The sequence below is a fragment of the Nonomuraea sp. NPDC059023 genome (assembly GCF_042740095.1).
Classification (GTDB): Bacteria; Actinomycetota; Actinomycetes; order Streptosporangiales; family Streptosporangiaceae; genus Nonomuraea.
The window spans coordinates 63,336-81,913 of the sequence record NZ_JBHYIO010000042.1; the positions used below are offsets into that span (position 1 = coordinate 63,336).

An 18,578-nucleotide genomic window follows, 5' to 3' on the forward strand; every position below is an offset into this window, starting at 1 on the left:
CTATTCACCAGGTGTCCGAAATGTCAAGAAAGGGACCGTAAATCGGCCCGCACCATCAGGAGGCCGGCTCCCCCTGATCGCCGGTGGTCCCCGCCGATCCCTGAGCCGTGGCGGACCTGCGGAGCGGCATCCAGAAGGTTCTTTGGCCGATCCGATAAGCCGGGCGGCTCCGGGTTTGGCGATCACCCCAAAGCCGCACACCAGGGAGCGCTCTCACACTGGTGACGTGTTCTTGTCCGAGGTCCTGTGCATTCCCCTCCAGAAAGGAACGGGCAGCCATGCCGGCCACCAGAACCCGAGCGCTCCTGGCCCTCGTCAGCCTCACCGGGCTCCTCGTCACCGCCGCCCCCGCCACCGCGGCCACCTCGGCCCGCTCGGGCGCCGGCCTGAGTGACGCGCTGGACGCGGCCCTGGCCGAGGGCGCCGCCAAGGCGGGCGACCCGGGCGTCCAGGCGGTCATCCTGCGCCACGGCCGGCTCGTCTGGTCGGGCAGGTCCGGCAACGCCGTCGACGCCCCGCCCGCCCCCGTCACCGACGACACGATGTTCGGCTTCGCGAGCTACAGCAAGCTGCTGCTGGCCGCCTACGCGCTCAGCCAGGTCGAGGCCGGCGAGCTCGCCATGGACACCCCGATCAGGGCCTACGTCGGCAACACCGTGCCCGGCTCCGGCGTGGTCACGCTGCGGATGCTGCTCACCCACACCGGCGGCTATCCCGACGTGTACGAATCGCCCGAGCTGGCCCCGCTGATGCCCGGTGGTGACCGGTATCGGCCGGGCGTGCCGTACACGTGGCGGATGATCGCCCGCGGCCTGCGCGCGCCGGTGAACCCCGGCAAGGCGTACAGCTACTCCAACACCGGGTTCCTCATCCTGGCCCATGTGCTGAGCGTGCGCGCGGGCGGGGACCGGAAGCTCACCGCCGCCGTCAACGCCTTCACCGCCCGCGCCGGCTCCGTCGTGCCCGAGGACGGCAGGGTGCTGACGATGGAGCGTAAGCGGTCCGACTACTCCCGCTTCGCCCACGGTTACGAGGACCTCCCCGGCCTGGGGAAGGTCGACATGTTCACCCACCACGGCGACACCGGCATCCCGGCCGACATGTTCGGCCTGCCCTGGGGCGACGGCCTGTTCGCCGGGACCGCGCTCGGCGGCGCCCAGTTCATCGACGCGCTGTACGCGAGGAAACGGCTGCTGAGGCCGGCCACCGTACGGGCGATGATCAAGCCCACCCCGCAGTCCGTCGCGGCGCAGGAGCCCTACGGGATGGCCACGGAGATCTTCGAGGTCGGCGGCCGCTCCTGGCTCGGGCACTCGGGCGCTTACGGCGGGTTCAACACGCTGGGCGGCACGGACCAGGCCCGCGGGGTGACGCTGATGGTCGTGACCAACCGCCTCGGCACCCGCGCCGCCGACACGATCTTCAAGCAACTCGTCAAGGCGTACACGAGCTCCGACGTCAGCTTCCGCAGAACGCCCTGACGCGCATGAAGGAGTCCTCGTCGATGATGTTCTTGACGTGGACGGTCCAGGTCGTCCCGTCCGAGCTCGGGTAGGTGTCGGTGATCAGGTTGCCGCCGCGCGGGGCGGAGTCGCCCCCGCCGCTCAGCACCTTCGACCCCGCCGGGCAGGTGACCGAGGTGTTCGCGCGACCGCCCTTGGCGACCTTGACCGTGTCACTCAGCTGAAGGGACCTGGTGACGCCGCTTCCGCAGATGGTGAAGAGCGTGGTGCGCAGATCCGAGGTCAGGGAGAGGTTGTGGACCGTGCTCTGCCAGTCGTTACCGCCGCCCGGGTAGGAGTCGAGCAGCCTCAGCCCCTGGGGTCCGTCGCTGCCGCCGCCCAGCGTCAGCGAACCCGCCGGGCAGCCGAGCGAGAACTCCTTGCGGGTACGGCCGCGCGGGACGAGCTGGTCCCGCAGGAGGTTGAACTCGTGCCCGGTGATCCCGCTGCCGCAGACCGCGTGCGTGCGAAGAGTGACGGGAAGCAGTTGCGACCCGTTGTGGAAGCTGGTGATCCACCCGTTGTTGTAGATGTCCGGCTTCGAGGAGGTGAGCTCGGCCCCGGTCGGCAGCAGCACGGTGTTCGACTCGCCGCCGCCGAGCACCACGGTTCCCGCCGGGCACCTCGCGAACGACTGCCGGCCGTCGCCCGGGGCGGCGGTGACCGGCTCACCGGTGACGACCTGGTACGTGGCGAGAGCCCGCACCCGCGCCTTCGCCTCGACCGGCGCGGACCCGGCGACGGGGAGCGCCAGGGCCATCGCGGCCGCGCCGAACCGGACACTCAGCATGGACTACCTCCTCGTACGGCGACCAGCCCTTCCCAAGCATGCCCCGCACGTCGCTCTGTCACCGGGAACACCACGGGTAACGTCCGGTAGCAGTTGCCTTACCGGCGGGTCGCGAACGATCGTGTCAGGGGTTCAGGGTGCGGGCGGTCAGGGCGGCTTCCAGGAGGCGGGCCTCGGCGGGGACGGTCAGGTCCAGGCCGGTCAGCGCGGCCACCCGGTGCAGCCGGTAGTCGAGGGTGTTGCGGTGGATGTGCAGGTCCAGCGAGGTCTGGCGGCGGTTGTGGCCTCGTCTGACGTACGCGCGCAGCGTCTCCAGCAGGTACGGGTGCTCGTCCAGCGGGTCCAGTTTGGCCGCCAGGCGCGTCAGGCCGTTGCCGGGGCGGGCGAGCTGGTACTCCACCAGCACGTCGTCGAACCGGTAAAGGCCGGGCGGGCGGCCGAGGCGCTGGACCAGTTCCAGGACCCTGCGGGCCTCCTCGGCCGCCTCCGGGACACCACCCAGGCCGGTGGCCGCGGCGGCGCTGAGCAGCGCGTTGCCGCCCACGGCCGCGGTCAGCGTCTCCCACAGCGCCGCCCCGGCCGAGGGGAGCAGGGCGATGCCCTCGGTGTGGTCGGCCAGGACGAGCGTGCCGGCGTGGGCGTCCAGGGCCGACTGCACCAGTCGCGGGGGCGGCGTCTGGTCGAAGGCGAAGCAGACCACCTCGTGCGCCTGCCCAAGCTCGACGCCCGCCGCGCCGGCCAGCGCCTCGTGCGGGCGGCCGCCGAGAAGGGCGGCCAGCAACGCGCGCCGTACCCTCTTGTCCTCCCCGCTGATGTCCTCAAGCGCCTGCTGGTGGGCCAGGGCGACGGCGGGCATGGCCGTGCGCAGGCAGCCGAGCAGGCCCGCGCCCGCCTCGGCCAGTTCGTGCGGCTCGGCGGCGGCGCCGAGCGCGCGCCACCACGTCTCGGCGCCGATCAGGTACGCGGCCAGCGCCGCCTCCAGCGGGACCCGCTGCTCCGCCCGCCGGGCCGACCACTCGATGAGCCTGGCCAGCTCACCGGGCCCGACCGCGTCCTGGCGGCGTAACGCCCGCAGGAGCAGGCCGAACACGGCCGTGACCGATCGGGTGACCTCGCCTTCCAGCACCTCGCGCGGCAGGTCCCGGTAGAAGGGCAGTTCGGCGGCGCAGCGGGCGACCACCTCGCCGGTGAGCTCGCGGACGCGCGGGGCCATGCGGGTGTGCAGATCTGCCATCAGCGGATCGTCACATTGCACAAACCGCACCGTCAATGATTGCCGCATGTGCGGACTGACGGCGGGCGCCGTCGCGGCCACGATCGAGCAAACCCCCCAGCCTGGAGGACGCCGTGTTCCGCCGCCTGCTCGTCGCCTTGCTGGCGTTAGCCGCCGCCATCACCACCGCCCCCGCCCATGCCGGCGCCGCCTTCCCGTCCGCGGGCGGCGACTGGGGCGCGCCGGGCCCGTACGCGACCGCCGTCGAGATCGGCGCGGTCAACACGCTCTACTACCCGCGCGACATCGCCCGCAGCCCGCTGCGCCACCCGGTGATCGTCTGGGGCAACGGCACCGGGGCCGTGCCGCTCGTCTACCGTGAGCTGCTGCTGCACTGGGCCTCGCACGGCTTCATCGTCTCGGCCGCCAACACGCCCATGTCGAACCTCGGCATCTCCATGCGCGCCGGGATCGACGGCCTGACCGCCCGCGACGCCGACCCGTCCAGCGTCTTCCACGGCCGCGTCGCCCTCGACCGCATCGGCGCCTCCGGCCACTCCCAGGGCGGCGCCGCCGCCATCGTGGTCGGCGCGGACCCGAGGGTGGACACGATTCTGCCGATCCAGCCGGGGCCGCTGGCCGACATCGACGCCGTGCGCGGACCCGCCTTCCTGATGGCCGGGCAGTACGACAGCATCGTCTGGCCCGCGCTCGTCAAGGCCTTCTACAACGACGCCGACCACATTCCGGCCCTGTACGGCGAGGTGAGAGGGGCCGACCACATCACGGTCGCCGGCGACCCGGGCCCGTTCGCGGCGCCGACCACGGCCTGGTTCCGCCTGCAGCTCATGGACGACCCCGAGGCGCGTCCCGTCTTCTACGGCCCGGACTGTGGCATCTGCACCGATCGCCGCACCTGGTCCGACGTGCGCCGCAACCCGCGCGTGCCGTGATCTGACCCCGGCGTCACGCGCTCTTCGTCTCCGACCAGGTCGTGCCGTCTCCCGTGCTTCCTCATACGGCCGGCCTGGTCCCCACACGCCGGACCCTCCTGCGCCGTTCGGCATCACAGAATAGCCCTCTCCATCACCGAACACCGCGGTTGACAATGCTTTCCGGATTCGGACACGCTTGTTCGGTGATGACGAACGAACTGGACAAGCGCTACGAGGTCCGCAGCGTCTCGCGCGCGGTCGAGATCCTGGAGTGCCTGGCCCAGCGCGACGGCCGGACCGTGACCGAGATCTCCCGCGAGGTCGGCGGTTCCAAGAGCGCGACGTTCTCCACCCTGCAGACCCTGGAGATGCACGGCTTCGTGGCCTCCCAGGGCGAGGGCGCCTCGCGCCGCTACCGCCTCGGGCTCGCGCTCGCCCGCCTCGGCGAGAACGCGATGGCCCAGGTGTCGCTGCGCAACCTGGCCCGCCCGGTCCTCGACGACCTGACCGCCGAGACCGGGATGTCCTCGCGCGTGGCGGTTCCCGAGAACGGCTTCGCCGTCATCGTCGGCCGGGTCGACGCCCCCTCCGCGGTCCGCTTCGACCTGCACATGGGCCACCGCGAGGCGCCCCACTGCACCGGCCTCGGCAAGGCCCTGCTGGCGGAGCTGCCCGAGGCCGACTCCGCGCGCATCATCGAGCAGTACGGCCTGCCCGCCCGCACCGCCCACACCATCACCGATCCGGCGGCCCTCGTCGCCGACCTGACCGAGATCCGGCGGCGCGGCTACTCCGTCGACGACGAGGAGGACGCGGAAGGCGTCTTCTGCGTCGGCTCGGCCGTCCGCGACCACCGGGGCGAGGTGGCCGGCGCGATCAGCGTGACCGGCCTCAAGCTCGACCTTCCCGTGTGGCGCATCCACCAGATCGGGGACACCGTCCGCGCGCACGCGGCCCGCCTCACCGCGCTGTACAGCGGACGCTAGGCTTACCCGGCGAACTACGTTTTGCACTACCGAACGGAGTCGCTGTGACCCGCCGCCCCGCCCCCGCCCGCCGTGCGTCGTTCGTGTTCCCGGGCCGCCGCGATGGCTGACCTCGCCGCCGCGCTGCGCGGCGCCGTCCCCGGCCTGACCGTGCTGGACGACGCAGACGTCATGGACTCCTACCGCCGTGACCAGGCGCCCGGCCTGCCCGCCGGGCTGCCGGCCGCGGTCGCCATGCCCGAGGACACCGCCCAGGTGGCCGCCGCCGTCGCCACCGCCGCCGGGTACGGCGCGCCGATCGTGGTCCGCGGCGCGGGCAGCGGCCTGGCCGGGGCGGCCAACGCCGTCGACGGCTGCCTGGTGCTGTCCACCCAGCGGATGAACCGCATCCTGAGCGTCGACCGGGCCGAGCGGCTGGCCACCGTGCAGCCCGGCGTGATCAACGCCGACCTGCGCAAGGCCGTGGCCGAGCACGGCCTGTTCTACCCGCCCGACCCTGGCAGCTACGAGATGTGCACCGTGGGCGGCAACGCCGCCACCAACGCGGGCGGCATGTGCTGCGTGAAGTACGGCGTGACCGGCGACTATGTACGCGGCCTCGAAGCGGTGCTCGCCGACGGCTCGGTGCTGCGCACCGGCGGGCGCACGGTCAAGGGCGTCGCCGGCTACGACCTGACCAGCCTGCTCGTCGGCTCCGAGGGCACGCTGGCCGTCATCACCGAGCTCACGCTCGCGCTGCGCCCGGCTCCGGCGCCGCCGCGCACGATCGTGGCCCAGTTCGACTCGGCCGCGGCGGCCGGGGCGGCGGTGACGGCCGTGCTGGCCTCCGGCGCCGAGCCGTCGATCCTGGAGATCATCGACGCCACGACGCTGCGCGCCATCGAGGAGTGGCAGCCGCTCGGCGTCGAGGCGACCACCGCGGCGATGGTCATCGCCCAGTCCGACTCGCCGCACGAGGAGGACCTGCGGCGCATCGAGGCCGCGTGCGCGGGGGCGAGCGAGGTCATCGTGGCCGACGACGCCGCGGAGTCCGAGATGCTCATGCAGGCCCGCAGGCTCGCCTACCCGGCGCTGGAGCGCCTGGGCGCGACGCTGCTCGACGACGTGGCGGTGCCGCTGCCGAGGCTGGTGGAGCTGATCGAGGGCGTCGAGGCCATCGCGAGGGACCGGGACATGACCGTGGGCCTGTTCGGCCACGCCGGCGACGGCAACATGCACCCGACGGTCGTCTACCCGCACGGCGACGCCGGCGCCGAGGTCCTGGCCTTCCAGGTCTTCGACGAGATCGTCGCCCTGGCGCTGCGGCTCGGCGGCACGGTCACCGGCGAGCACGGGGTCGGCCTGCTCAAGCGGTCCTGGCTGGAGCGGGAGCTGGGCGAGCCGGCCCGCCGTACCCAGCGGGCGATCAAGGCGGCGCTGGACCCGCACGACCTGCTCAACCCCGGCAAGGCCATCGCCTGACCATGGGGCCGGCGCGCGCCGGCCCCATGGTCAGTCCGCCCACTCCTTCTTGCGCGAGAGCGTGAACGCCACCGCCGCGCCGCCCAGCGTCAGCGCGCTGACGACCAGCAGCCCCCACACGGCCGTGCCCGTGGTCTCGCTGATCCACCCGATGGCGTACGGCCCGGCGAACCCGGCCAGGTTGCCCACCGAGTTGATGAACGCCAGCCCCGCCGCGGCGGCCGTACCGGTGAGGAACTTCGGCGGCAGGCTCCAGAACAGTGGCGTGGTGGAGAACAGCGCCGCCAGCCCGACGCTGATCGCCGCCAGCGCCAGCCAGGGCACGTCGCGGGCGGCGACGGCGGCCAGCAGCGCGAGCGCCGTGACGGTCAGCGTGATGCCGGCCTGGCGCGGGATGTTGCCCCGGCGTCTGGCGAAGCGTTCCCAGGGCAGCATGACCAGCGCGGCGAACAGGTTCGGGATCATGACCAGCCAGCCGGTGACGGTCGAGGAGTAGCCGCCCATGCCCTTGACGATCGTGGGCAGCCACAGGCCCAGGCCGTAGGCGCCGAAGACGACGCCGAAGAACAGGAAGATAAGGCTCCACAGCCGGCCGTTCCCGAACACCGCGCCCACGCCGAGGCGGCCGTGGCGCCTCTCGGTGGCCGCCTGTTCCTCGGCCAGGGTGGTGGTGATCCAGGTGCGCTCGGCGTCGTCCAGCCAGCGCGCGTCCTGCGGCCGGTCGGGCAGCCACCGGTAGGTGACGAAGGCCAGCAGGACGGCGGGGATGCCCTCCAGGACGAAGACGAGCTGCCAGCCTTGGAGTCCCCACAGGCCGTGCAGGTCCATGATCCAGCCGGAGATGGGCGCGCTGATCGCGTTGGCCAGCGGGTTGGAGACCGCGAAGATCGCCAGGATCGTGGTGCGGTACTGCTGCGGGAACCAGAACGTGATGTACAGGAGCACACCGGGGAAGAAGCCCGCCTCGGCCACGCCGAGGATGAAGCGCGCGACGGTGAACTGGGTGGCGTCGGTCACGAACGCGGTCGCCACCGCGACGATCCCCCAGCTCACCATGATGCGGGCGATCCACTTGCGGGCGCCGAAGCGCTGCAGCATCAGGTTGCTCGGCACCTCGAACAGCAGGTAGCCGATGAAGAAGATGCCGGCCGCCAGCCCGAAGGCCGACTCGGTGATGCCGAGCGCCGTGGTCATCTCCAGCTTGGCGAAGCCGGCGTTGTTCCGGTCGATGTAGGCGATGAGGTACAGCAGGCCGAGGAAGGGCCCGAGGCGCCACATCGCTTTGCGCATGGCGCTCGCGGCGACGTCTGTGGTGGTCGTCATGTGATGCACTTCCCCACTTGTTCGGTATGACCGAACGCTGTTCTGTGTTGAGGTATGCTCGTAGAACAGCAGGTGAACCGTCAAGAGCTACCGCGGGAGTTTCAGTACGCCGCCCTGCGTGTACCGCGAAAGCTTCGGGCACGGTCAACCCCCTGGTAGATGTGCGCGACAAAGCCACGAACCTAGCCTTCCGTGATGTCGGGCGCGGCCCACCCGCCGCGCCGGTTCCTCTCGGAAAGGAGTTCACCGGTGAGCGTTACCAGGGTGATCGGAGCACTGGCCGTGGCCGCCGGGCTCGCGGCCGTGACGCTGCCCGCGGGTCAGGCGGGCGCCGCCGTTTCCGTGGAAGCCGTGGAGTCGGCCGCCCGTCCGTTGCCTTGCGGGGGCGGTTACGTGCGGATGGCCGCGCCATGGCGGAGCGGGGCGTACATCAAGATCTCCACGATCGCGCACTGCGACCGTTACAGCGGGCCCATCGGGCGCAGCGGGTACGTCGACGCCCGGCTCGACCAGTACCGGGGCCTGGGGGTCTGGCGGAACAAGGCGTACACGCGCCGGCACTTCACCCGCGCGGCCGTCACCCTCACCATGCAGCCGGCCTGGAGATGCTCGGGCGGCAACCAGCTCTACCGCAACCACACCAAGGGCTGGATCGCCCAGGGCGGCAGCGGCACCCGGTCGTTCGGCTACACCGAGCAGCGCCGGATCTCCTGCTGACCCCCGCCGGGGTGCGGCCCGCACCCCGGCACCACTCTCGTGGAGGAGCGCATGGACGCGCGTGTCGTCTTCGGCGTCGTCATCGTCGTGGCCGCGGCGCTGCTGCCGTCCTCGCAGGACACCCTGGCCGCCAAACGGCGCTACGTCGCCGCGGCCGAGGCCGCCTGCCTGGCTGCCGGGCGGCAGACCGACCCGGAACGGTATCCGGTGAGCACGGAGCAGGAGGACGTCGAGGAACTCGACCGCGCGGCGCGGGTCATGCTGGCCACGGTCGAGCGCATCGCGGCGATCCGGCCGCCGGAGGCGGACGCCGCGACGCTGCGTGCCCGGTTCGTCGAGCCGGGCAGGCTGCTGGCCGGTCGGCTCGGCGGCCACGCCGCGCTGGCGCGCGCGGCGCTGGCCGCCGGGGACACGGGAACGGTCCGGAACCTGGTCGAGGCGTCGCTGCGGCCCGATCCGGTGGAGGCCTCGATGCGCACCTTCGCCCTCTCGTACGGCTTCGCCGCCTGCGCGGGAGAACAGCCCTGACCGTGCGGGTTAGGCTGTAGGAACGTAGGCGGGAAGGATTCGATCACCATCAGCGACTCCTTGCCCCTGCCGGACCGGCCCCCGCGGCGCCGGCGCGTCGTCGAGGCGGCGGCGCTGGGTGAGCGCGAGCAGAGCCGGGCGGAGGCCGCCCGGTGGACCTGCCCGCACGGCAGGCACGCCGGGCGCGGCTGCGTCACCTGTTACGAGGAGTCGGCCGAGGACGATCCGGCCCTGCACCTGTGGGAGGTCGCGGCGTGGTTCACCACCGCGCGCCCGATTCCCATCAAGACCCTGCAGGACATCCACCGCCACGGCCGCGGCTTCGGGATCGCCCAGCCGTCCACGCCGCTCGTCTACCTCCTGAGCGGGCAGGTACGGGCGGCTCTGGCGGCGCAGGCGGTGGCGGGCGTGATCGGGTTCCTGCTGCAGAACCGGCACGTCGTCGACGCCTTCACCGTGACCGAGATCCGCGCCACCCACTCCTAGGCACCCGGGCGGAAAACGGCTGGACACCACGACGTTCCCGCTGTTAGCGTGCCGCGAACCGTGAAAGAACCCGAGGAGGTGAGACCCATGAACGCTGCATCGATGTGGGTGCTCCCTCTCGTTGTCACGGTCGAGCGGCTGACGTAGGTGTCGCCGGGAGCGCCTCGACTGGGCGATCCCGAAAGGCGACAACCTATGAACTCCACCTCCGGCATGAGCATGCATGCCGTATCCATCAATCGGGTCGCGCCGGCGCAGTGGCATGCCGTGGAGGACGACCTGACGGTCGGCCGCGGCCACACCTCGCGCAGACCCGACGGGCGGATGTTCCTCAGCATCGACGCGTGGCACGACGCCGCCTTCGACCGGCTCGCCGGCGCCATGCTGGCGGACCTGCCGAGGCCGCTGTTCACGGTGGTCGACGAGCCTGATCTCGACCTGGCGTCCCGGTGGGAGCGAGCCGGCTTCACGATCCGGCGCCGTGAGTGGGAGTGTCTCGTGCCCACCGATCCGCGTATCACGGGACTCGGCACGGCGCCGCCGCCGCCGGACGTGACGATCGTGCCCGTCGGCCGGGCGCAGGAGGGTCCTCTGCGCGCGCTGGACCGCGTGATCCGCGATGAGGTCGAGGCCTCCATCGGCTGGCGGGAGATGCCCGCCGAGATGCCGCCCCGCCCGGACGGCCTCGCCGCGATGAACCCGTCGGAATACGCGGTGGCGGTACGGGCAGAGGCGTACGTGGGAATGGTCCGGGTGACGACGGTGGCCCGGCGGCCCCAGTGCAGGCGGATCGGGCTGATCGCGACCCGGGCCGGCCAGCAGCGCCGCGGCATCGCCAGGGCGCTGCTCGCCCATGTCCTGGGTTCCCTGCACCGGTGCGGGATCGAAACCGTGTCAGCCGACGTGAACGAGTCCAACCCGGCCGCCGTCGCCCTGATCGAGAGCATCGGCGCCCGGCGCGTGAACAGCAACCTCGAACTGGTGCTGCGCTGACACCGTCAGCGCGACCGGACAAGGATGAGAACTTTGGCAAGAACAGCAGGTGGCATCGAAGTCGAAGGCACCGTCGTCGAATGCCTGCGCAACGCCACCTTCAGAGTCGAACTCGAGAACGGGCACAAGGTTCTGGCGCACATCAGCGGGAAGATCCGGAAGAACTACATCAAGATCTTGCCGTACGACCGCGTGCTCGTAGAGCTCAGCCCGTACGACCTCAGCCGCGGCAGGATCCTCTACCGCTACCGGACATAGCAGGTCACGTGCAGCGGGCGTCGATCCAGGCGGCCGCCCGATCGATGAGGTCACGCTGGTTGCGCGGATCGTCCAAGCCATGCCCCTCATCGGGATAGATCAGGAATCGCACGTCGACACCACGCCGGCGCATCGACGCGGCCAGGTAGCGCCAGCTGAAGCTCTCGGCCGGACCGCCGACCGCCTGGCCGCCCGCCACGAACAGCGTCGGCGTGGTGATGGCGCGTGCCCGATGGGTGGCGCTGTTGCGAAGGACCCGATCGTCATCGTGCTGCCAGGGAGGCCCGCCGAACTGCCACTCCTGCATCTCCGACCCGGTGCCGCCGATGGCGGTCGGCGCGTAGAAGTGCTCCGCCCAGCCGTCGTTGAGCGCGGCCGCCTTGAACATCGACGTCTGCGTCAGCAGGTAGCAGCCCGTGTCCGCGCCCGCGCTGAACCCGGTGAGCGCCAGCCTGTCCGGGTCGGCGATTCCGGCCTCGACCAGCGCGCGCACGCCGCTGATGACGTCCAGCCCGTCGCGCTCGGCGAAGTCGCCGGCCTTCTTGGCCTCGGTGACCGCCTCCCACCCGGGGATCGCGCTGCTCCGGTAGTCGGGCAGGAACACGGCGTACCCCTTGCCCGCCCACAACTGCCACTCCACCGGCGAGGAGGTCAGCAGGGCGCCGCCGGTGAGATGGACCCCGCCTTCGGGGCCGCCGTGAACGTCCACCACCGTGGGACACCGCCTACCCGGCTCGTATCCCGCAGGCAGCAGCACCAGCCCGTGCAGCCTCAGCCCGTCCGCACCGTGCCATGACACCTCGTGGAAGGTCCCCAGCAGCATGCCCGCGGGCGCCGGTCTGATGGTCGTCACGGTCTGCGGCGCGCCTGCGGCCCGGCCCTCCGCGACCGGGATGATCTCGACGTGCTCCCCGCCGTACACGTCGTACAGGACCCGGGCGACACGCGTGCCATCAGGCGAAACCATCACCCCCGTGGCGTCGCCGCGCCCCGGATGCAGGGGTGCGGCCTCCGCCTTGCCGAGGGCGTCCACGACCGCGTACGTCTCCTGGAACACCTTCGCCTTGCCGCCGGCGTAGAGCGTGCCGTCCGCCGCCCACTGCAACCGCCCGCCCACGCAGGCGCCGACCGGAACGCGGCGCGGCGTCCCGCCGCTCACCGCGACGATCCCCAGATCCATGTACGCGGGCGAGGCCACCTCATCCCGCGCGTACTCGAACGCGGCAAAAGCACCGTCCGGCGACACCACCACCTCCGACGGCTGCCCGCCCGGGTCGTCCAGCAGCAGGCGGCTCTGCCCGGACGTCACCGACACCACCCACAGGTACGTGTTCGTCTCGATGCCCTCGTCCCCATAAGTCAGCATCAGCACCTCATCGGTGCCCGGCACCGGCTCGAAGGACTCCACCGCCGGTCTGGTCGTCAGCAGCTTGACCGGCTCCGCGTCACCGTCCAGCGACCGCACGAACACGTCGGACTCCTCATGCTCGCGCAGGAGCGCGTCCACGACCTTGGCGCGGGTGCCCTTGAGCCGGGCCGGATCGACGGTCCGGGTCACCGCGTACACCAGAGACAGCCCGTCACCGCTCCACCCGAACACGGCCGCCGGGCGCAGCCCCTTCACCACGACCGGCCGGCCACCGCCGACCGGGACCACCCGCACCTGCCCGTCGCGTCCCCGGTAGGCGACCCTGCCCCGATCCGGCGACAACACGGCCTCCGTCCCCGCCGCGAGCGACCGGCTCGCCGCGGAGGCGGTGTCCTTGATCTCGATGTACGGCGTGCCGTCCGCATCCCGGTAGGCCACCAGCAGGCGGCGCGAATCGGCCAGCCAGGCGAGCCGTACCGGATCCTCCCTGCGCCGCCCATAACGCTCGACCAGCCAACGGCTCGTCACCGCCCTTCTCCCCCGCCGCTCCGGCCTGCCGAAGGTCACCGGCGGCCCGATCTCCATCGTCATGGCTCCATTCTGATCATGGATGGGGTGCTTCCGTTATCCTTAGGGTGTAAAGAGATCTTGGGTGAGGGAGTCAGGATGACCGTCTACGCAGGTCAGGGTGATGCCCGCCGTACCATGGCGTTGTTGTGGGGAACCGAGGAGCGCAAGGAGGCGCGGCCGGGACCCAAGCCGGGGCTGAGCGTCGGGGTGATCGTCGCGGCCGGGATCGAGGTCGCGGACGCCGAGGGCATGGCGGCGCTGTCGATGCGGGCGGTCGGCGAGCGGCTGGGGCGGACCGCGATGGCGCTCTACACCTATGTGCCGAGCAAGACGGAGCTGGTCGACCTCATGTACGACCGGGCGCTGGGCGAGTTGCCCACCTCCTACCCGGTGGACGAGGGGTGGCGGAGCGCCGCCGTCGCGTGGGCGCATGATCTGCGGGAGTTCTTCGTCCGGCATCCGTGGGTGCTGCAGGTGTCGCAGGCGCGGCCGGTGCTGGGGCCGAACGAGTTCGCGATGATCGACACCGTGACCGGGATCCTGCGCGGGACCGGGCTGCCGCCCGAGCGGCTGCGGGGGGTGGTGGCCGCGCTCATGGACGTGGTGCGCGGGGCGGCCAGGACCGTCGCCGAGACCCGGCAGGCGCCTTCGGCCACGGGGGTGTCCGACGAGGAGTGGTGGCGGGCGCGCTCCGCGCTGCTGCTGGAGGTCGCGCCCGACTTCGCCGGCCGTTTCCCGTCGGTGTCGTGGCTGGAGCGGGGCGACGCCGTGCCCGCCGAGGACGGGGCGGTGCCCTACCTGGAGCAGGTGGCGCGGCGCACGTTCGCCACCAGCCTCGGCACGCTGCTCGACGGCGTCACAGCCCGGTGACGCGCATGGTGACGTTGAGCCGCCCCCGCAGGCCGACGGCGGGATCGGCGGTGCCCGGGTAGACCTTGGGCACGCCGTGGTAGGCGAAGCGCGAGGGCCCGCCGAAGACGAACAGGTCGCCCGATTCCAGCCTGACGTCCGTGTACGGCCGGCCGCGCGTCTCGGTGTTCCCGAACCGGAACAGGCACGCGTCCCCGATGCTCAGCGAGACCACGGGGGCGTCGGAGCGTTCGTCCTTGTCCTGGTGCATGCCCATCCTGGCCTGGTCGTCGTAGAAGTTGATCAGCGCGGTGTCGGGCGTGTATCCGGCGGCGAGCTCCGGCAGACCGGCGCCGGTGAGGGCGCGGCGGCCCAGTTCCACCATCCAGCCGGGGAACTCGGCCACCCGGCGGCCGTTCACGTCGTCGGCGGTGCGCGTGTACCGGTACGGCTGCCAGTGCCAGCCCACGCACACGGTCCGCACCGACATGACGCCGCCTCTGGGCAGCACCGTGTGCCGGATGGGGACCGGGCCCGTCGCCCACTCGCGGCAGGCGGCCACCAGCGCGCGCTGTTCGTCCAGCCCCAGCCAGCCGGGCACGTGCACGGCGCCGGGGGCCACCTCGCGCGGCGGGAGCGGCATCATCGCAGGTGCGCCAGGGTCTCGCGGAGTTCCCGCTCCAGGATGGCGCCGGCGGCGCCGGCGTCACCGCCCGCGACCGCCTCGACCAGGGCGGCGTGGGCCGCGTCGCCGTGGCCGCGCTCGTGGGCGTGGACGTCCAGCAGGCCGAGCAGATCGATCAGGCCCGCGCGCAACGCGGGGACGAACTCGGCGAACAGGTCGGTCAGCACCGGGTTGTGCGCGGCGGCGACCACGGTCGCGTGCAGGGCGATGTCGGCGTCGATGAACCGGGCGTCCGGCTCTCCCCCGCCCGCCGCGACCTCCCGGCGGACGGTCAGGGCCGTTCTCAGCGCGGTGATGTCGGCGTCGGTGCGGCGCACGGCCGCGAGCCGTGCCGCCTGCACTTCGACGAGCATGCGCACCTCGTAGACGTCTCCGATGGCCGCCCGCCGCAGCCGGGCCGGCCAGTCCTCCTGTGCCTCCGTCGCCAGGACGAACACCCCCGACCCCTGCCGGGGTTGCACCAGCCCGGCTCCGGCCAGCGCCCGGAGGGCCTCGCGCACGGTCGAGCGGCCCACGCCGAGCTGGGCGGCGAGCGTGGTCTCGCCCGGGAGCCTGGTGCCCACGGGCCAGCGACCGGCGGCGATCTCCTCGCGCAGCGCCTGGGCGGCCTGCTCCACGAGGGGGCTCGGGCGGAGGGCGCCGAGCGGCATCGTTCACCTCTCAGGTTGTCTGAGGAGTTGGTTTTGTGTCACTATACCCGGCATGTCGTACACCGGGCTTCTTCTCGGCTGCCGCGGCGGGGCTTGATCCAGACCGGCACCCCGCCGCGGGGTGCCGTGCTGCCGGTCTCTCCCTGGCAGGACGACGACAGAGGAAGAACCCTGTGAATCCGCAACGCCCGAGCGGCATGCCGTACCGGAAATATCGGCCTATTCAGGAGCGAGTCGAGATACCGCCGACCGAGCGCCGCTGGCCCGGGAACCGGATCGAGACCGCGCCCCTGTGGGTCCCCGTGGACCTGCGCGACGGCAACCAGGCGCTGGCCGAGCCCATGGACACCCCGCGCAAGCGCCGCATGTTCGACCTGCTGACCGGCATGGGCTACAAGGAGATCGAGGTCGGCTACCCGTCGGCCAGCCAGACGGACTTCGACTTCGTGCGGCATCTGGCCCAGGACGGAGATGTTCCCGACGACGTGACGGTCGTGGTCTTCACCCCGGCCAGGCATGACCTGATCGAGCGGACGTTCGCCTCGATCGAGGGGCTGCCGCGCACGGTCGTGCACCTGTACACCGCCACCGCGCCGGTCTGGCGGGACGTGGTGCTCGGGCGCGGGCGCGAGGAGGTGCACGCCATGATCCGGCGGGCGGCGACCCAGATGGCGCGGCTGGCGGACGGCACGACCCGGTTCCAGTTCTCGCCCGAGGTGTTCAACCTGACCGAGCCCGATTTCGTGCTGGAGATCTGCGACGGCCTGACCGAGCTGTGGGACGCCTCGCCCGACCGGCCGGTGATCCACAACCTGCCCGCGACGGTCGAGGCGGCCACCCCGAACGTGTACGCCGACCAGATCGAGTACATGCACCGCAACCTGTCCAGGCGCGACTCGGTGATCCTGTCGGTGCACCCGCACAACGACCGCGGCACCGGCGTGGCCTGCGCGGAGCTGGCGGTGCTGGCCGGGGCGCAGCGGGTGGAGGGGTGCCTGTTCGGCAACGGCGAGCGTACCGGCAACGTGGACCTGGTCACGCTCGCGCTCAACCTGTACGCCCAGGGCGTGGACCCGATGATCGACTTCTCCCGCATCGACCGGGTCCGCGAGGTCGTGGAGCACTGCAACCGCATCCCGGTCCACCCCCGCCACCCCTACGGCGGCGAGCTCGTCTACACCGCCTTCTCCGGCACTCACCAGGACGCCATCAGCAAGGGCCTGGCCCGCCACACGGGCGGGCACTGGGAGGTGCCCTACCTGCCGATCGACCCGGCCGACGTCGGCCGCACGTACGAGGCGGTGATCCGGGTCAACAGCCAGTCCGGCAAGGGCGGCATCGCGCACCTGCTCAGGACCGGCTACGGCCTGGACCTGCCCGCCCGGCTGCGCGCCGACTTCTCCCAGGTGGTGCAGCGGGCCACCGACGCCAGCGGGCGCGAGGCCACGCAGGAGGACCTGTGGGAGCTGTTCGCCGCCACCTACCTCACGCCGGGCCGCGCGGGGTCGCCCCACGACTCCCACGAGCCGGCAGAGGTCGAGATCCTGGAACTCACCACTCAGGAGAACCCCGCCGCCGCCTATGCCGAGTGCCGGGTGAACGGGGCCACCTGGTGGGGCGCCGCCGCCCCGGGCACCTCCGCGCAGGCGGTGCGGTCGGCGGTCAACCGGGCCCTCGCGTCCGCTCCGCCCGCTCCGTGAGATAGCGCTGCTCGGGCAGGCTGGTGGTACGGCGGGCCGCCTCGCGATAGGCGTCGTGGGCCGCCGCCGCCTCCCCCGCCAGCTCCAGCAGGTGCGCCCGCACCGCGTACAGCCGGTGGTTGGCGGCCAGCGGCTCGGCCAGCGCGTCCACGAGCTCCAGACCGGCCCGCGGCCCGCGGACCATGGCGACGGCGATCGCGTGGTTGAGCCGCACGACCGGGTTGTCCGACACCCCGGCGAGCAGCTCGTACAGGGCGAGGATCTGCGGCCAGTCGGTGTCGTCGGCCTTGGGCGCCTCGTCGTGGACGGCGGCGATCGCGGCCTGCAGCTGGTAGGGCCCAAGGGCGGTCCCGGCCAGCGCGCTGCTGACCAGGTCGACGCCTTCGGCGATCATCGCCCGGTCCCACAACGAGCGGTCCTGCTCGGCCAGCGGGATCAGGCGGCCATCGGCGTCGGCGCGGGCGGGCCGCCTGGCGTCGGTGAGCAGCATGAGGGCCAGCAGCCCGGCGACCTCCCCGTCAGCCGGCAGCAGCCGGCGCACCGCGCGGGTCAGCCGGACGGCCTCGGCGGTCAGGTCGGTGCGGTGCAGGTCGGGGCCGGAGGTGGCGGTGTAGCCCTCGTTGAAGATCAGGTAGAGGACGTGCAGGACGACGCGGAGCCGTTCGGCCCGCTCGCCTTCCGGCGGCAGCGTGAACTGCGCGCCGGCCGTCCTGATGCTCTGCTTGGCGCGGCTGATGCGCTGGGCCATCGTGGCCTCGGGCACCAGGAAGGCGCGGGCGATCTCGGCGGTGGTGAGGCCGCCGACGGCGCGCAGCGTGAGCGCGAGCTGCGAGGGGGCCGACAGCGCCGGGTGGCAGCACAGGAACAGCAGCGTGAGCGTGTCGTCCCGGTCGGGGATCTGTTCCTCGGGCTCGGGGCCGGCCCAGGCGGAGACCGTCTCCTCTCTGCGGCGCCGGGACGCGTCGCTGCGTACCTGGTCGATGAGGCGGCGCGAGGCGACGGTGACGAGCCAGGCGCGCGGGTTGTCGGGCAGACCGCGCTCGGGCCACTGGACCGCGGCGTCCAGCAGCGCCTCCTGGACGGCGTCCTCGCACGCGTCGAACTGCTCGTAACGGCGCACGAGCACGCCGAGGACCTGAGGCGCGAGCTCGCGCAGCAGGTCCTCGACGTGCCTCACCTACTCGACCTCGCCGACGACCGGGCGGATCTCCATGGCGCACAGCGCGGCGTCCGGCCAGCGGGCGGCGATCTCCGTCGCACGCTCCATGCTGTCGACGTCGACGGTGATGTACCCGGCCATGAGCTCCTTGGCCTCCAGGAACGGGCCGTCGGTGACGACCGGCACGCCGTCCCTGACCTTGACCGTGCGCGAGCCCTCGGACAGCGCCATGCCGCCGACGAACTCGCCGGACTCCTGCAGCTCGCTCATGATCTCGTTGACCTTGGCCATGACCGTGTCCATGTCCGCGTCGATGGCCTTGCGCGACTCGGCGTTGTTGTAGATCAGCAGCATGTATTTCATGCACGTGCTCCTCTCGTGTCACCCCTGAGTCGGAGCGAAGC

Annotated in this window: 19 protein-coding genes; 11 read left to right on the forward strand and 8 right to left on the reverse strand. The window is 72.1% G+C overall.

Annotation, left to right across the window (positions count from 1 at the left end):
• The first annotated feature begins 278 nt into the window (after nt 1–278).
• Nucleotides 279–1,481, forward strand: coding sequence for a serine hydrolase domain-containing protein (locus tag ACFWYW_RS47985; RefSeq protein WP_379623417.1), 1,203 nt, complete (start codon nt 279–281; stop codon nt 1,479–1,481).
• On the opposite strand, the gene ACFWYW_RS47990 is transcribed toward ACFWYW_RS47985, so the two are convergent.
• Complete coding sequence (locus tag ACFWYW_RS47990; protein ID WP_379623415.1) at nt 1,459–2,292, reverse strand: hypothetical protein; 834 nt, start codon at nt 2,290–2,292, stop codon at nt 1,459–1,461. The genes ACFWYW_RS47985 and ACFWYW_RS47990 overlap by 23 nt on opposite strands.
• Nucleotides 2,293–2,416: 124 nt before the next feature.
• Complete coding sequence (locus tag ACFWYW_RS47995; protein WP_379623413.1) at nt 2,417–3,526, reverse strand: PucR family transcriptional regulator; 1,110 nt, start codon at nt 3,524–3,526, stop codon at nt 2,417–2,419.
• 113 nt (nt 3,527–3,639) lie between these two features.
• Between ACFWYW_RS47995 and ACFWYW_RS48000 the strand changes: the two genes are divergently transcribed.
• The 3 genes from ACFWYW_RS48000 (at nt 3,640) to ACFWYW_RS48010 (ending at nt 6,887) form a co-directional block, all read left to right on the forward strand.
• Nucleotides 3,640–4,458: an acetylxylan esterase gene (locus ACFWYW_RS48000; protein ID WP_379623411.1), complete on the forward strand. Its 819-nt coding sequence runs from the start codon at nt 3,640–3,642 to the stop codon at nt 4,456–4,458.
• A gap of 188 nt (nt 4,459–4,646) precedes the next feature.
• Nucleotides 4,647–5,426 (forward strand): IclR family transcriptional regulator, encoded by a 780-nt coding sequence (locus tag ACFWYW_RS48005; protein ID WP_379623512.1) that lies wholly within the window; start codon nt 4,647–4,649, stop codon nt 5,424–5,426.
• Between the two features lie 102 nt (nt 5,427–5,528).
• Nucleotides 5,529–6,887, forward strand: a complete 1,359-nt coding sequence (locus ACFWYW_RS48010) for an FAD-binding oxidoreductase (protein WP_379623409.1) — start codon at nt 5,529–5,531, stop codon at nt 6,885–6,887.
• A gap of 30 nt (nt 6,888–6,917) precedes the next feature.
• Here the strand turns inward: ACFWYW_RS48010 and ACFWYW_RS48015 are convergent, their stop codons facing one another.
• On the reverse strand, nt 6,918–8,210 hold the full coding sequence (locus ACFWYW_RS48015; RefSeq protein WP_379641302.1) for an MFS transporter: 1,293 nt from the start codon (nt 8,208–8,210) through the stop codon (nt 6,918–6,920).
• Nucleotides 8,211–8,459: 249 nt separating this feature from the next.
• Here ACFWYW_RS48015 and ACFWYW_RS48020 point away from each other — a divergent pair, with 249 nt between their 5' ends.
• From ACFWYW_RS48020 to infA, 5 genes are all read left to right on the forward strand, one after another.
• The gene (locus tag ACFWYW_RS48020) at nt 8,460–8,927 is read left to right on the forward strand and encodes a hypothetical protein (protein WP_379628285.1); all 468 of its coding nucleotides are present in this window, start codon (nt 8,460–8,462) and stop codon (nt 8,925–8,927) included.
• Between the two features lie 51 nt (nt 8,928–8,978).
• Nucleotides 8,979–9,455, forward strand: coding sequence for a hypothetical protein (locus ACFWYW_RS48025; protein WP_379627344.1), 477 nt, complete (start codon nt 8,979–8,981; stop codon nt 9,453–9,455).
• 60 nt (nt 9,456–9,515) lie between these two features.
• Nucleotides 9,516–9,941, forward strand: a complete 426-nt coding sequence (locus ACFWYW_RS48030; protein ID WP_379627346.1) for a hypothetical protein — start codon at nt 9,516–9,518, stop codon at nt 9,939–9,941.
• Between the two features lie 195 nt (nt 9,942–10,136).
• Nucleotides 10,137–10,934: a GNAT family N-acetyltransferase gene (locus ACFWYW_RS48035; protein ID WP_379627348.1), complete on the forward strand. Its 798-nt coding sequence runs from the start codon at nt 10,137–10,139 to the stop codon at nt 10,932–10,934.
• A gap of 33 nt (nt 10,935–10,967) precedes the next feature.
• Complete coding sequence (infA, locus tag ACFWYW_RS48040) at nt 10,968–11,192, forward strand: translation initiation factor IF-1 (protein ID WP_379627350.1); 225 nt, start codon at nt 10,968–10,970, stop codon at nt 11,190–11,192.
• A gap of 4 nt (nt 11,193–11,196) precedes the next feature.
• Here infA and ACFWYW_RS48045 read toward each other — a convergent pair whose 3' ends face one another.
• Nucleotides 11,197–13,152, reverse strand: coding sequence for a prolyl oligopeptidase family serine peptidase (locus ACFWYW_RS48045; RefSeq protein WP_379627352.1), 1,956 nt, complete (start codon nt 13,150–13,152; stop codon nt 11,197–11,199).
• A 75-nt stretch (nt 13,153–13,227) separates the two neighbouring features.
• On the opposite strand from ACFWYW_RS48045, the gene ACFWYW_RS48050 reads away from it, so the two are divergent.
• On the forward strand, nt 13,228–14,001 hold the full coding sequence (locus tag ACFWYW_RS48050; protein ID WP_379627354.1) for a TetR/AcrR family transcriptional regulator: 774 nt from the start codon (nt 13,228–13,230) through the stop codon (nt 13,999–14,001).
• Here the strand turns inward: ACFWYW_RS48050 and ACFWYW_RS48055 are convergent.
• Together ACFWYW_RS48055 and ACFWYW_RS48060 are read right to left on the reverse strand one after the other, a co-directional pair.
• Complete coding sequence (locus tag ACFWYW_RS48055) at nt 13,988–14,626, reverse strand: alpha-ketoglutarate-dependent dioxygenase AlkB family protein (protein ID WP_379627356.1); 639 nt, start codon at nt 14,624–14,626, stop codon at nt 13,988–13,990. The two genes, ACFWYW_RS48050 and ACFWYW_RS48055, sit on opposite strands and share 14 nt — an antisense overlap.
• Nucleotides 14,623–15,315 (reverse strand): FadR/GntR family transcriptional regulator, encoded by a 693-nt coding sequence (locus ACFWYW_RS48060; RefSeq protein ID WP_379627358.1) that lies wholly within the window; start codon nt 15,313–15,315, stop codon nt 14,623–14,625. Before ACFWYW_RS48060 ends, ACFWYW_RS48055 begins: the two co-directional genes overlap by 4 nt.
• A gap of 197 nt (nt 15,316–15,512) precedes the next feature.
• Here ACFWYW_RS48060 and ACFWYW_RS48065 point away from each other — a divergent pair, with 197 nt between their 5' ends.
• Nucleotides 15,513–17,015 carry a 2-isopropylmalate synthase gene (locus tag ACFWYW_RS48065; protein ID WP_379627374.1) on the forward strand — a complete coding sequence of 501 codons (1,503 nt, stop codon included), beginning with the start codon at nt 15,513–15,515 and terminating at the stop codon, nt 17,013–17,015.
• Here ACFWYW_RS48065 and ACFWYW_RS48070 read toward each other — a convergent pair.
• Nucleotides 16,978–18,192, reverse strand: coding sequence for an RNA polymerase sigma factor (locus ACFWYW_RS48070; RefSeq protein WP_379627360.1), 1,215 nt, complete (start codon nt 18,190–18,192; stop codon nt 16,978–16,980). The genes ACFWYW_RS48065 and ACFWYW_RS48070 overlap by 38 nt on opposite strands.
• Nucleotides 18,193–18,537, reverse strand: coding sequence for a YciI family protein (locus tag ACFWYW_RS48075; protein WP_379627362.1), 345 nt, complete (start codon nt 18,535–18,537; stop codon nt 18,193–18,195).
• Nucleotides 18,538–18,578 lie beyond the last annotated feature (41 nt).